Source organism: Salmonella sp. 741265055_HSA (assembly GCF_046569525.1).
Lineage (GTDB): Bacteria > Pseudomonadota > Gammaproteobacteria > Enterobacterales > Enterobacteriaceae > Salmonella > Salmonella enterica.
Genome location: NZ_JBKFSQ010000034.1, coordinates 1 through 14,194, shown reverse-complemented (window position 1 = coordinate 14,194; position 14,194 = coordinate 1). Strand labels below are relative to the sequence as shown.

Annotated in this window: 12 protein-coding genes; 7 read left to right on the top strand and 5 right to left on the bottom strand. The window is 52.3% G+C overall.

The features are described from left to right. Positions 1-316: 316 nt before the first annotated feature. From proV to emrB, 7 genes are all read left to right on the top strand, one after another. On the top strand, positions 317-1,519 hold the full coding sequence (gene proV, locus ACLD4K_RS17255) for a glycine betaine/L-proline ABC transporter ATP-binding protein ProV (RefSeq protein WP_411012218.1): 1,203 nt from the start codon (positions 317-319) through the stop codon (positions 1,517-1,519). Beyond that, positions 1,512-2,576, top strand: a complete 1,065-nt coding sequence (gene proW / locus ACLD4K_RS17250; RefSeq protein ID WP_411012217.1) for a glycine betaine/L-proline ABC transporter permease ProW — start codon at positions 1,512-1,514, stop codon at positions 2,574-2,576. The genes proV and proW overlap by 8 nt, the downstream gene beginning before the upstream one ends. 69 nt (positions 2,577-2,645) lie before the next feature. Continuing rightward, positions 2,646-3,641 (top strand): glycine betaine/L-proline ABC transporter substrate-binding protein ProX, encoded by a 996-nt coding sequence (proX, locus tag ACLD4K_RS17245; RefSeq protein WP_001216622.1) that lies wholly within the window; start codon positions 2,646-2,648, stop codon positions 3,639-3,641. A 164-nt stretch (positions 3,642-3,805) separates the two neighbouring features. Further along, on the top strand, positions 3,806-4,990 hold the full coding sequence (locus ACLD4K_RS17240) for an MFS transporter (RefSeq protein WP_000165758.1): 1,185 nt from the start codon (positions 3,806-3,808) through the stop codon (positions 4,988-4,990). A 496-nt stretch (positions 4,991-5,486) separates the two neighbouring features. Continuing rightward, a complete protein-coding gene (gene mprA / locus ACLD4K_RS17235; RefSeq protein WP_000378431.1) occupies positions 5,487-6,017 on the top strand; it encodes a transcriptional repressor MprA in 531 nt (176 codons plus the stop codon). A 126-nt stretch (positions 6,018-6,143) separates the two neighbouring features. Continuing rightward, positions 6,144-7,316: a multidrug efflux MFS transporter periplasmic adaptor subunit EmrA gene (gene emrA, locus ACLD4K_RS17230; protein WP_411012216.1), complete on the top strand. Its 1,173-nt coding sequence runs from the start codon at positions 6,144-6,146 to the stop codon at positions 7,314-7,316. A 16-nt stretch (positions 7,317-7,332) separates the two neighbouring features. Then, the gene (gene emrB / locus ACLD4K_RS17225; protein ID WP_001187297.1) at positions 7,333-8,871 is read left to right on the top strand and encodes a multidrug efflux MFS transporter permease subunit EmrB; all 1,539 of its coding nucleotides are present in this window, start codon (positions 7,333-7,335) and stop codon (positions 8,869-8,871) included. Between the two features lie 48 nt (positions 8,872-8,919). Here emrB and ACLD4K_RS17220 read toward each other — a convergent pair whose 3' ends face one another. The 5 genes from ACLD4K_RS17220 to yqaB form a co-directional block, all read right to left on the bottom strand. Continuing rightward, positions 8,920-10,290 (bottom strand): carbohydrate porin, encoded by a 1,371-nt coding sequence (locus tag ACLD4K_RS17220; protein WP_183060279.1) that lies wholly within the window; start codon positions 10,288-10,290, stop codon positions 8,920-8,922. Between the two features lie 346 nt (positions 10,291-10,636). Then, complete coding sequence (luxS, locus tag ACLD4K_RS17215; protein WP_001130194.1) at positions 10,637-11,152, bottom strand: S-ribosylhomocysteine lyase; 516 nt, start codon at positions 11,150-11,152, stop codon at positions 10,637-10,639. Between the two features lie 149 nt (positions 11,153-11,301). After that, complete coding sequence (gene gshA / locus ACLD4K_RS17210; RefSeq protein ID WP_411012215.1) at positions 11,302-12,858, bottom strand: glutamate--cysteine ligase; 1,557 nt, start codon at positions 12,856-12,858, stop codon at positions 11,302-11,304. Between the two features lie 80 nt (positions 12,859-12,938). Then, entirely contained in the window at positions 12,939-13,364 is a 426-nt protein-coding gene (locus tag ACLD4K_RS17205; RefSeq protein WP_001279499.1) for a YqaA family protein, read from the bottom strand. Then, the gene (yqaB, locus tag ACLD4K_RS17200) at positions 13,361-13,927 is read right to left on the bottom strand and encodes a fructose-1-phosphate/6-phosphogluconate phosphatase (RefSeq protein WP_411012214.1); all 567 of its coding nucleotides are present in this window, start codon (positions 13,925-13,927) and stop codon (positions 13,361-13,363) included. Before yqaB ends, ACLD4K_RS17205 begins: the two co-directional genes overlap by 4 nt. Between the last annotated feature and the right edge of the window lie 267 nt (positions 13,928-14,194).

Below are 14,194 nucleotides of genomic sequence, written 5' to 3'. Positions count from 1 at the left end.
CTTTATTTCAGGCAATACCGGGTTAAATCGCGCAAATATTACAACATGTCCTACACTCAATACGAGTGAGATTATTCACCTGGATTCCCCCAGTTCAGGTGGATTTTTGCTGGTTGCCCCAAAAAATATCTCTCTCTCCTCATTCGCGTTCAGCCCTTATATCATGGGAAATCACAGCCGATAGCACCTCGCAATATTCATGCCAGAAGCAAATTCAGGGTTGTCTCAGATTCTGAGTATGTTAGGGTAGAAAAAGGTAACTATTTCTATCAGGTAACATATCGACATAAGTAAATAACAGGAATCATTCTATTGCATGGCAATTAAATTAGAAGTGAAGAATCTGTATAAAATATTTGGAGAGCATCCGCAGCGTGCCTTCAAATATATTGAAAAGGGACTATCGAAAGAGCAAATACTGGAAAAAACGGGGCTATCGCTTGGCGTTAAAGACGCCAGTCTGGCCATTGAAGAAGGCGAGATATTTGTCATCATGGGATTATCCGGCTCGGGTAAATCCACAATGGTACGCCTTCTCAATCGCCTGATTGAACCCACCCGCGGACAGGTACTGATTGACGGCGTTGATATTGCCAAAATATCAGACGCTGAGCTTCGCGAGGTGCGCAGGAAAAAGATTGCGATGGTCTTCCAGTCATTTGCGCTCATGCCACATATGACCGTGCTGGATAATACGGCATTCGGTATGGAATTAGCGGGCATCGCGGCGCAAGAGCGTCGCGAAAAAGCGCTGGACGCCTTGCGTCAGGTAGGGCTTGATAATTACGCTCACGCCTATCCGGATGAACTTTCCGGTGGGATGCGTCAGCGTGTTGGGCTTGCCCGCGCGCTGGCAATCAACCCTGATATCTTATTAATGGATGAAGCGTTTTCCGCCCTCGATCCATTAATTCGTACCGAAATGCAGGATGAGCTGGTGAAATTACAGGCGAAACATCAGCGCACCATTGTCTTTATTTCCCACGATCTTGATGAGGCTATGCGTATTGGCGACAGGATTGCCATTATGCAAAATGGCGAGGTTGTACAGGTTGGAACGCCGGATGAGATCCTGAATAATCCGGCAAATGATTATGTCCGCACGTTCTTCCGTGGCGTGGATATTAGTCAGGTCTTTAGCGCCAAAGATATTGCCCGCCGCAGTCCGGTCGGCTTAATTCGTAAAACGCCAGGTTTTGGTCCCCGTTCGGCACTGAAATTATTACAGGATGAAGACCGTGAATATGGTTACGTCATTGAGCGTGGCAATAAATTCGTGGGCGTCGTGTCCATCGACTCATTAAAAGCGGCATTAAGCCAGGCGCAAGGGATTGAAGCGGCGCTTATCGACGACCCTTTAGTTGTTGATGCGCAAACCCCACTCAGCGAGTTGCTCTCTCACGTCGGCCAGGCGCCCTGCGCGGTGCCGGTTGTCGATGAAGAACACCAGTATGTTGGCATTATTTCAAAACGTATGTTGCTACAGGCTTTAGATCGCGAGGGGGGTAACAATGGCTGATCAAACGAATCCGTGGGATACCGCACAGGTGGCCGATACGACGACGCAAACGGCTGATGCCTGGGGAACACCGGCAGGCGTAGCCACGGACGGCGGCAGTACCGACTGGTTGAACAGCGCGCCCGTGCCAGCCCCTGAACACTTTTCTCTTCTGGACCCGTTCCATAAGACGCTGATCCCGCTGGATAGCTGGGTCACAGAGGGAATCGACTGGGTTGTCACCCATTTCCGTCCCCTTTTTCAGGGGATTCGTGTGCCGGTGGATTACATCCTTAACGGCTTTCAGCAACTGCTGCTGGGAATGCCCGCCCCTGTGGCGATTATTCTCTTTGCGCTGATTGCCTGGCAGGTTTCCGGCGTGGGCATGGGGATCGCGGCGCTGATATCGCTGATCGCCATCGGCGCGATCGGCGCCTGGTCGCAGGCGATGATTACCCTGGCGCTGGTGCTGACCGCCCTGTTGTTCTGCGTCGTGATCGGATTACCGATGGGAATCTGGCTGGCGCGCAGCCCGCGCGCGGCCAAAATAGTTCGTCCGCTGCTGGATGCGATGCAGACCACGCCCGCGTTTGTCTATCTGGTGCCGATTGTCATGTTATTCGGCATCGGTAACGTGCCGGGCGTGGTGGTGACGATTATTTTTGCTCTACCGCCGATTGTACGCCTGACGATCCTGGGCATTAACCAGGTGCCTGCCGACTTAATTGAAGCGTCGCGCTCGTTCGGCGCCAGCCCGCGCCAAATGTTGTTCAAAGTGCAGCTACCGCTGGCGATGCCCACCATTATGGCAGGCGTTAATCAGACGCTGATGCTGGCTCTCTCGATGGTCGTCATCGCCTCGATGATTGCGGTCGGCGGGCTTGGCCAGATGGTACTACGCGGCATTGGTCGTCTTGATATGGGGCTGGCAACCGTCGGCGGCGTCGGCATAGTGATTCTCGCCATCATTCTGGACCGTCTGACGCAGGCCGTCGGACGCGACTCGCGTAGCCGCGGTAACCGTCGCTGGTATACCACCGGTCCTGTTGGGCTAATCACCCGCCCTTTCGTTAAGTAACTCTCCTGACGCCCGGTGACGCTGCGCTTACCGGGCTTACAACTCTCTACCATAATTAAAGGAACAACGATGCGACATACCGTGATATTTGCCTCAGCGTTTGCCACCCTTGTCACCGCCAGCGCTTTCGCTGCCGACCTGCCTGGCAAAGGCATTACCGTCCAACCTATCCAAAGCACGATTTCTGAAGAGACCTTCCAGACGTTACTGGTCAGCCGGGCGCTGGAAAAGTTGGGTTATACCGTAAATAAGCCGAGTGAAGTCGATTACAACGTAGGCTATACCTCCATCGCCTCTGGCGATGCGACGTTTACCGCCGTGAACTGGCAGCCGCTGCATGATGATATGTATGCCGCAGCAGGCGGAGACAACAAGTTTTACCGCGAGGGCGTCTTCGTCTCCGGCGCTGCGCAGGGCTATCTGATCGATAAAAAAACCGCCGAGCAGTACAACATCACCAATATCGCTCAGCTAAAAGATCCGAAAATCGCCAAAATCTTCGATACCAATGGCGACGGAAAAGCGGACATGATGGGCTGCTCGCCGGGCTGGGGCTGCGAAGCCGTGATCAATCACCAGAATAAAGCGTTTGATCTGCAAAAAACCGTTGAGGTCAGCCACGGTAACTATGCGGCGATGATGGCTGATACCATTACCCGTTTTAAAGAAGGCAAGCCGGTGCTGTATTACACCTGGACTCCGTACTGGGTGAGCGACGTAATGAAGCCGGGTAAAGATGTCGTCTGGCTACAGGTACCGTTCTCCTCCCTGCCGGGCGAACAGAAAAATATTGATACTAAACTGCCGAACGGCGCGAACTATGGGTTCCCGGTTAATACCATGCATATTGTCGCCAATAAGGCATGGGCGGAGAAAAACCCGGCGGCGGCGAAACTGTTCGCCATCATGAAGCTGCCGCTGGCGGATATCAACGCGCAGAACGCCATGATGCATGCCGGTAAATCGTCTGAAGCCGATGTTCAGGGCCACGTGGACGGCTGGATCAACGCCCACCAGCAGCAGTTTGACGGCTGGGTGAAAGAAGCGCTGGCCGCGCAGAAATAGTATCGTTTTTTATGCCGGATAAGGCGCAGTTCATGCGCTGCTATCCGGCCAACGCAATCTCTCCTCAAAGCGCACGATTCATCACGTCACCGTTCCCCTTTATTCATCAACATCCGCTATGATTGTTTTCCCAGGAAATAATTATCTGAATCACGATTACCATAATGACGAAACCCACTCATGAGCTTAGCCCGGCGCTGATCGTTTTAATGTCTGTGGCCACGGGTCTGGCGGTCGCCAGCAACTACTATGCCCAGCCGCTGCTTGATACCATCGCGCATCACTTTTCGCTTTCCGCCAGCTCCGCAGGGTTTATCGTTACCGCCGCGCAGTTGGGCTATGCCGCTGGCCTGTTGTTTCTGGTGCCGCTCGGCGACATGTTTGAACGCCGAACGCTGATTGTCTCCATGACGTTGCTGGCGGCTGGCGGAATGCTGATCACCGCCAGCAGTCAGTCGCTTAGCATGATGATACTCGGAACGGCCTTAACCGGACTGTTCTCCGTGGTGGCGCAGATTCTGGTTCCGCTGGCCGCCACGCTTGCGACGCCCGCCACCCGCGGTAAAGTGGTCGGCACCATTATGAGCGGCCTGTTGCTGGGGATCCTGCTGGCGCGAACGGTCGCCGGACTGCTGGCAAACCTCGGCGGTTGGCGCACCGTATTTTGGGTAGCGTCGGCGCTGATGGCGCTGATGGCCGTCGCGTTGTGGCGCGGACTGCCAAAGCTCAAATCCGACACCCATCTTAACTACCCGCAACTGTTGGGTTCTGTATTCAGCCTGTTTATTCACGATAAGCTGCTGCGTACCCGCGCGCTGCTGGGCTGTCTGACCTTTGCTAATTTCAGCATCCTCTGGACATCAATGGCCTTTTTGCTCGCCGCGCCGCCGTTTAGCTACTCCGAGGGGATGATTGGCCTGTTTGGCCTGGCGGGGGCCGCCGGCGCTTTAGGCGCGCGTCCGGCGGGCGGATTTGCCGATAAAGGTAAATCTCACCTCACCACCACGTTCGGCTTACTGCTGCTGTTACTCTCCTGGCTGGCTATCTGGCTTGGGCACACCTCGGTACTGGCGCTGATTATTGGCATTCTGGTACTGGACCTCACCGTTCAGGGGGTACATATCACCAATCAGACGGTCATCTATCGTTTGCATCCGGATGCGCGTAACCGGCTCACCGCCGGCTATATGACCAGCTACTTTATCGGTGGCGCTGCAGGGTCGCTGATTTCCGCCTCCGCCTGGCAACATGCCGGCTGGGCCGGCGTTTGTCTGGCGGGTGTCACGGTAGCCTTACTTAATTTACTGGTCTGGTGGCGAGGTTTTCACCGACAGGAAGCCGTAAATTAAGCGGATAGTGAGCGTTTACCTTTGTTTAAGCTCCTTAGGGTGTTAAGGAGCTCCCCAGTCTGTTAAGGTTATGCTATTCATTTATCATGGTTATTTTTATACCGGTGAAGAATAATATAATTCTATGGAAAGCCCTGCATCCCCATCTGCTCCCAGGCCAATAGCGCCCGTTCAAGGATTCGAAGGTCGTTCACCGATAGCTATCCGTGATATTCCGGTGGCTTTTGCATCGGGTTGTAAGGCCGTTTACCCGGCTTTCGCCCCTCCCGCTTATCGTTCTCTCCTGATTTTTTCATGCAGGCACTCACGCTTTTCTCGTCATTCCTGGATTTGCCGCAGGCGGCGCTTTACCGGGCCCAATGTTCCCGCTGGCGTCTCAGTCTGCGTATCATTGGTTGCTTTATAGCCTGAAAGAATGATTTTGTATTAATAATACATTTACTTTATTTGTCACTGTCGTTACTATATCGGCTGAAATTAATGAGGTCATGCCCAAATGGATAGTTCGTTTACGCCCATTGAACAAATGCTAAAATTTCGCGCCAGCCGTCACGAAGACTTTCCTTATCAGGAAATTCTTTTGACTCGTCTTTGTATGCACATGCAAGGCAAGCTCCTGGAAAACCGCAATAAGATGCTGAAGGCTCAAGGGATTAACGAGACGTTGTTTATGGCGTTGATTACGCTGGAGTCTCAGGAAAACCACAGTATTCAGCCGTCTGAATTAAGCTGCGCGCTGGGTTCATCTCGCACCAATGCGACACGCATTGCAGATGAGCTGGAAAAACGCGGCTGGATTGAGCGTCGTGAGAGCGATAACGACCGCCGTTGCCTGCATCTGCAATTAACGGAGAAAGGCCAGGCATTTTTGCAAGAAGTGCTTCCGCCTCAGCATCATTGTCTGCATCAACTCTGGTCATCACTTAGCACTGCCGAAAAAGATCAACTTGAGCACATCACTCGTAAACTCCTGACGCGTCTTGATCAAATGGAGCAGGAAGGCACTGTTCTTGAGGCGCTGCGCTAAAGCGCCGACCCGCTCAAAAATCCAGATTAATAACAGGAAAGCGGACAGGCCGGCACGCGTTACTGCTGGCCTTTCTGACAACAGGTCGGCTCAGCCGATGTGAATAATAAGATCGTGGAGAACAACATGAGCGCAAATGCGGAGATCCAAACCCCGCAGCAACCGGCTAAGAAGAAAGGCAAGCGCAAAACAGCGCTGTTACTTCTTACCTTGCTCTTTATTATTATTGCCGTGGCATATGGAATTTATTGGTTTTTAGTATTGCGTCATATTGAAGAGACAGATGATGCTTACGTGGCAGGGAACCAGGTTCAAATCATGGCGCAGGTGTCAGGCAGCGTGACGAAAGTCTGGGCTGATAACACCGACTTTGTAAAAGAGGGCGATGTTCTGGTCACGCTCGATCAGACTGACGCCAAACAAGCGTTTGAAAAAGCCAAAACGGCGCTGGCCTCCAGCGTGCGTCAGACGCACCAGTTGATGATTAACAGCAAGCAGTTGCAGGCGAATATCGACGTGCAAAAAACCGCCCTGGCGCAGGCGCAAAGCGACCTTAACCGTCGTGTGCCGCTGGGGAATGCCAATCTTATTGGCCGTGAAGAACTGCAACACGCCCGCGATGCCGTCGCCAGCGCGCAGGCACAACTGGATGTCGCCATTCAACAGTACAATGCCAACCAGGCAATGATACTCAACAGTAATCTGGCAGATCAGCCCGCGGTTCAACAAGCGGCGACCGAAGTGCGTAACGCCTGGCTGGCGCTGGAGCGTACTCGCATCGTCAGCCCGATGACCGGTTATGTCTCCCGCCGCGCCGTCCAGCCTGGCGCGCAAATCAGCCCCACCACGCCGCTGATGGCCGTGGTGCCTGCAACCGATCTGTGGGTGGACGCTAACTTTAAAGAGACCCAATTAGCGAACATGCGCATTGGGCAGCCAGTGACGGTGATTACTGATATTTATGGCGACGACGTAAAATACACCGGTAAAGTCGTCGGTCTGGATATGGGAACAGGCAGCGCCTTCTCCCTGCTGCCCGCGCAAAATGCGACGGGTAACTGGATTAAAGTGGTTCAACGTCTGCCAGTACGCGTCGAACTGGACGCCCGCCAGTTAGAACAACATCCGCTGCGTATTGGTTTATCGACGCTGGTCACCGTGGATACCGCTAATCGCGACGGTCAGGTACTGGCCAGCCAGGTACGAACGACGCCGGTTGCCGAAAGTAACGCACGCGAAATTAATCTCGCGCCGGTCAATAAACTGATCGACGACATCGTGCAGGCTAACGCGGGTTAATCCTGAGGTGCGTGTGATACAACAGCAAAAACCGCTGGAGGGCGCGCAGCTCGTCATCATGACGATCGCGCTGTCGCTGGCGACATTCATGCAGGTGCTGGACTCCACCATTGCCAACGTGGCGATTCCTACCATCGCCGGGAACCTGGGTTCTTCCCTAAGCCAGGGGACATGGGTTATCACCTCTTTCGGGGTGGCGAACGCTATCTCGATTCCCTTAACCGGCTGGCTGGCGAAACGTTTTGGCGAAGTCAAACTGTTCATGTGGTCGACGGTCGCCTTTGCCGCGGCCTCCTGGGCCTGTGGCGTATCCAGCAGCCTGAATATGCTGATCTTCTTCCGCGTGGTGCAGGGCGTGGTCGCCGGGCCGCTGATTCCGCTCTCGCAAAGCCTGTTGCTGAATAACTATCCGCCCGCAAAGCGCTCCATTGCGCTGGCGCTCTGGTCAATGACCGTCATTGTCGCGCCGATTTGCGGCCCGATTCTGGGGGGCTACATCAGTGATAATTACCACTGGGGATGGATTTTCTTCATCAACGTGCCGATTGGCATCGCCGTCGTCCTGATGACGTTACACACGCTGCGCGGACGTGAAACGCATACCGAACGGCGACGTATTGACGCCGTCGGGCTGGCGTTACTGGTGATTGGCATCGGCAGCCTGCAAATTATGCTCGATCGCGGTAAAGAGCTGGACTGGTTCTCCTCACAGGAAATTATCATCCTGACCGTGGTCGCCGTCATCGCCATCAGTTTCCTGATCGTCTGGGAACTGACCGACGATCACCCTATCGTCGATCTTTCTCTTTTTAAATCGCGTAACTTCACGATTGGCTGCTTGTGCATCAGCCTTGCCTATATGCTCTATTTCGGCGCCATTGTTCTACTGCCGCAGCTTTTGCAAGAGGTGTACGGCTATACCGCAACGTGGGCAGGTCTGGCGTCGGCGCCAGTCGGCATTATTCCGGTAATTTTGTCGCCGATTATCGGACGCTTCGCGCATAAACTGGATATGCGCAGGCTGGTCACGTTCAGCTTCATTATGTACGCCGTCTGTTTTTACTGGCGCGCCTGGACGTTCGAACCGGGTATGGATTTCGGCGCTTCCGCATGGCCGCAGTTTATTCAGGGATTTGCCGTCGCCTGCTTCTTTATGCCTCTGACCACCATTACGCTCTCCGGGTTACCGCCAGAACGGCTGGCGGCGGCATCAAGCCTGTCGAACTTCACGCGAACGCTGGCGGGCTCCATCGGCACCTCGATTACCACCACTATGTGGACCGATCGTGAGTCGCTACACCATGCTCAGCTCACGGAGTCGATTACGGCGTATAATCCAAACGCTCAGGCTATGTACGATAAACTGGAAGGCTTAGGGATGACGCACCAACAGGCGTCAGGCTGGATAGCCCAGCAAATCACGAATCAGGGGCTGATTATTTCCGCCAACGAAATCTTCTGGATGTCGGCGGGGATCTTCCTGGTGCTGCTCGGCCTGGTGTGGTTCGCCAAACCGCCCTTCGGTGCGGGCGGCGGCGGCGGCGGCGCGCACTAACTATCTGATAAAAGGGATCTGCGGATCCCTTTTTTAGTAGACCAACAATCAGAAGAAATATTTGAATCTCAGACGCCCGCCGTAACGCGCATCTTCACTGTTATCGCCATTATTCGGATTGGCCTCTACCCATGAAGCATAGGCACCGAGATAGATGTTAAAGTTTTTCATATCCATCACGTTGGGGAATAAATATGAGGCATGAATAGTGTGAATGTCATAATTGCCGGGATCGGTGATCCAACAATCGTCCTCACAAACGGCATCGATATTGGTAGCATTGAAGGCTTCGATTTTGTTATGCGCATAGATATAACCCAGTTCAAATCGATGCCACAGCGCATTCACCCCAGCGGTAAAATCTGTCTCATCGGTCGCATCCATATAGGCGGTATTCAGGTTAATCACTGCGCCATCTTCCGGGTCAGTTTTTTGACCATTCCAGGTCATGGTAAAACCATAGCCCGTACGATCTGACTGATCGATCCACTTCCCATTCTCATAATAGCCATAGGCGTTGTTAACGACGTTACTTTCCATCGCTATCGCCGTTGAAAAACGCCCGTTTTGCCAGGCGATAACCGGACGGACGTAAGCCGCGTTTTTATCGTTGGTTAAATCCATTCCGTGGTACTGCTTCTCGGTATATAACGTACTGCCATTTTCCAGCAATGTGTTAACTTCGAAATACCAGTTGTCGATGGTTTTACTCAGCAGGAAGTTACCCCCACTGTCGCTACGTCCCCGTCCTTCTTTCATCATATAGATATAGCCGTAACCGTCACTGTAAAGATCGTTCGCTGTATTCCCCGAATATTCAATAAACGTATCCTGATTCAGCGGGAACATATCGTAGGCTTCAAAACGACCAACCTTAATTTTCCAGTCATTCTCACGACCAAAGAAGAAAACAGCATCATCAAGGTTCATTTTTCCGGTCAGGTCCGCCAGTGGCTGTACAGAGAATCCGGCAAAATTACCATTGTCCAGCCGCTGGTAGCCATCAAAGCCCAGCAACAGGCGTCCGTTAATATCCCAGCGTTCATTGGTTCCTGATGCCCAATCTTTATTCGCTGACGTTCTCATCGATGTCAGGCTACCGGAACGGCTTGCCGCATCCATATTAAATTCGACATCGCCATAGAACTTAATATCGCTGAATCCGGATAAGGTCAGCTTCGGCGGCTTTTTACCTGCTGCTATGGGCTCGGCGGACTGGACATTCACCGTCGGCGTAGCGGCGACCTGCTGCTGTTTCAGCGAGCGAATTTGCGCCTCGGCATCGGATGCCCGTTTTTCAGCATTAACAACACGTTGCTCCAGTTCAGCCAGACGCTGCTCAATAGTGATATTATTCGCTGCCCAAAGGTTATGAGAAAAGCAAGCACCGATCAGCAGCGCCAAATATTTAGCCTTCATTTTTTATCCCTTAAGTTTGATGTATACCAGATAAGATTTGCTAAAAACCCCATCTACCGGCTATTAGTAGAGTCTTGTTATTACCTGGATATCTGGCGCATTCCATTATGTTTTTCTATTAATTATTTATGATTTTTAGTTTATGTGATCAATACACTCTGGCATCGTTAATTATGCCGCCTTTTCTGTTTACCAGATCACACTTTATTATTTAACAGGCCAGGCACTACTTAATTTAAAATGTATTCTCGCCGCAAATATAATAAACAAAAATTATATTAAGCAATAAAAAACCCCGGACATAAACCGGGGTTAATTTAAATACTGGAACCGCTTACCAATAAGACTAAATATGCAGTTCCTGCAGTTTTTCTTTCGGTAGCGCCAGCTCTTTATTGCTGTTCACGCGTACATCACGCTCCAGAATATGACGGGCAATGTCCTGCGCTTCACTGAGCGAGTGCATCTGATACGTACCGCACTGGTAAACGTTCAGCTCCGGGATCTGGTTTTGATCCTGCACTTTCAGCACATCCGCCATCGCCGCTTTCCAGGCGTCGGCAACACGCTGCTCGTCCGGCGTGCCAATCAGGCTCATGTAAAAGCCGGTACGGCAGCCCATCGGCGAGATATCGATAATCTCAACGCCGTTACCATTAAGGTGGTCGCGCATAAAGCCAGCAAACAGATGCTCAAGCGTATGAATCCCTTTTTCCGGCATCACTTCTTTGTTCGGAATGCAAAAACGCAGATCAAATACGGTGATTGCGTCGCCATGCGGGGTGTTCATCGTTTTTGCCACGCGGACCGCCGGCGCTTGCATCCGGGTATGATCGACTGCGAAGCTATCTAATAATGGCATTTAGTCACCTCCGATAATTTTTTAAAAATAAACTGAACTCTTTGTTCCGGGGCGAGTCTGAGTATATGAAAGACGCGCATTTGTTATCATCATCCCTGTTTTCAGTGATGAAATTTTGGCCACTCCATGAGTGGCCTTTTTCTTTTGGGTCAGGCGTGCTTCGCAAGCCACGCGGCAAACGGCTCGGTATCCGCCGCCTCAATCTCCTGCTGACGACGTACTGAAGCGTCACGTTCAGCAATAAACTCTTCTTCCTGTAAAATCTCCAGCGGCTCTTCGCGTAACAGATTACGGTAAGCCTCACCGAACGCTTTCCCGGTGCCGCCAATGCCTTCATCAATCATAGACCGTAGGATCCGGGCGGAGAATGTCAGTTCAGGATTATCAAAGCAGGCGACCAACTCGTCACACACCTTTTGATACTCCTCTCCCCCGTGGATACTGTCCAGCGTTTGCGCCACACGTTTCAGATCGCGGAAGAGATCTTTCCCTACTTTGGGCAGCGGGAACTGCGCAGTTTCACAGCCAATGCCTAACGTCAGGCCCGGCTTACGCCCTTCCAGAATAACGCGATTCCAGTTAGTACGCGTACATAACAGCTCATCGCTACTCATTTCCGGCGCATCGGCCAATACGCACCAGACCATAAACAGATCGAGGAAGCGCACCTGTTGCTCGTCTACGCCGATCGGTGAGAACGGGTTAATATCGAGAGAACGAACTTCGATGTACTCAATACCACCACGCAGAAGCGCGTCAGAAGGCGATTCGCCACTGCGCGTCACGCGCTTGGGACGAATGGGCGCGTACAGCTCATTTTCAATTTGCAGAACGTTGCTGTTAATCTGTAGCCGCTTGCCGTCTTTTTCCAGACCAATCCGCGCGTACTCTTCGGAAGGGGTTTTAATTGCCCGCTTCAGACCTGCCACATACTCATGCAAATCGTTAAACGTAATTCCGAGATTGCTTTGCGACTTATTGGTATAACCCAAATCACTCAAACGCAGCGACGTCGCATACGGCAGGTAGTACATGCCGCAGTCCGTTTTTTCAAACGGTAATGTGGTTGGCTTTCCTTGCAGGAAAGAGGAACAAATGGCCGGAGACGCGCCAAACAGATAGGGGATGACCCAGCCAAAACGGTAATAGTTGCGAATCAGACGAAAATAGCCGGCAGAAATTTTTTCTTTTGCCGCTTCGCCTTCCGTAACGCCGCATTTCGCCTGCCAGAACGCCATCGGTAATGAAAAATTGTAATGTACGCCGGAGATGGTTTGCATCAAAGCGCCATAACGATTTTTCAGCCCTTCGCGATAGAGCGTCTTAAAGCGCCCCGTATGTGATGTGCCGTACTGCGCCAGCTCTATGTCCTGCCCTTCCGCAATATAGCAGGGCATACTTAATGGCCACATTCGCTCATCGCCCAGTTTCCTGGCCGTATACCGATGGAGATCGCGCATAAAGGTGAGCATATGCTGGATATCGCCATCGACTGGCGTAATAAACTCCAGTAGGGCTTCCGCAAAATCCGTGGTAATCCATTTATGGGTCAGCGCTGAACCTAACGCTTCAGGATGACCTGTTGTCGCCAGCGTGCCATCAGCATTGACACGCAGCGTTTCGCGCTCTAACCCGCGCTGTATCCCCTTTAACGCCTGAGGATGTTTTTCCAGCCAGGCCAGAGCCTGTGATACGTCCGGGATCAAATTGACCTCCCGCCTGTCCAAATCGTTTTAATAAGCATAACTGTAATGGCGGCCATACATACATGCCAAACCTACAATTATTACCACCACATCATGCCCTGAACCGTCGCCGCTGCGAGCGCAACATAGCGCAGCGCCTTACCAAGACACAAAAAAAAGATCGTCCGCCCCCACGGGATGCGCATCCATCCCGCTAACAGGCACAACAAATCACCGATGACCGGCATCCAGCTTAATAATAGTGTGGCTGCGCCATAACGCTTTAGCCAGCCAGTCGCTTTTTCCTGCCAGCGCGACGTTTTGCGCAGCGGAAAGAAACGCCCAAGAATAACGTTAGTTACCCCTCCAAGGCTATTACCCATTGTTGCTGTTAAGACTAAGACCCAGGGATGACTGACGCCGGAGACCAGCATAGCAACCAAAACCACCTCAGAATTACCGGGTAACAGCGTCGCGCTGAGAAAACTGCTGGCAAACAGAGACAGGAGCGACAGTCCGTCACTCACAATAGTCGAACATCCACGGCATCCATTCCCGCCGCCCGCGCCGCCTGTAAACCAAAATCGGCATCTTCAAATACCACGCACTGCGTCGGCATGACGCCCATCCGCTGGGCGCACAGTAGGAAGGTGTCAGGCGCGGGTTTGTGATGCTGTACGTGATCTGCCGCCACAACCGCATCAAAATAACGACGCAGTCCCAGATGCGCTAACAAGGCTTCCGCGATAGCGCTTTCGCTACCGGTACCGACCGACATGGGACGCCGCCCATGCCACACTTTAACCACCTCAACCAGCGGCAGCGGTTCTACGCAGTCCAGCAGGATGCTTTTTACCGCGTCGGTTTTCTCGCGCGCCAGTGACAGGGGATCAAGATCGGCATGGTTAAGCTCAATGATTGACTGGGCGATAAGCCAGGTTGGCGAACCGTTAAGCGCGACCATTGCCTGTTCATCAAAACGAAGACCATAGCGCCCCAAAACCTCACGCCACGCTTTGCGATGCGTGGGTTCGGTATCCAGGAGAGTACCGTCCATATCAAAAATCAAACCAGCATAACGTGCGTACATCGTGTTCTCGCAAACCGAATAACCAGACAGTACTTTATCGCAATTGGTTGATTTTGTCGCTAATAGAGATGAAGAGGTATGTTCAGGATAAGGGGAAAAGCGATTGCAGGGCAGGAACGTATCCGGGAGGATTATTCGCCTTATGGGCCGTTGCTGACGCAACGTTATCCTTCCTGGTGCCAGCGGTGATTATAGCTATCTTATCTTCATCGCTGAAAGTACGGAGAATATGGTGCATCCGGGAGGATTCGAACCTCCGACCGCTCG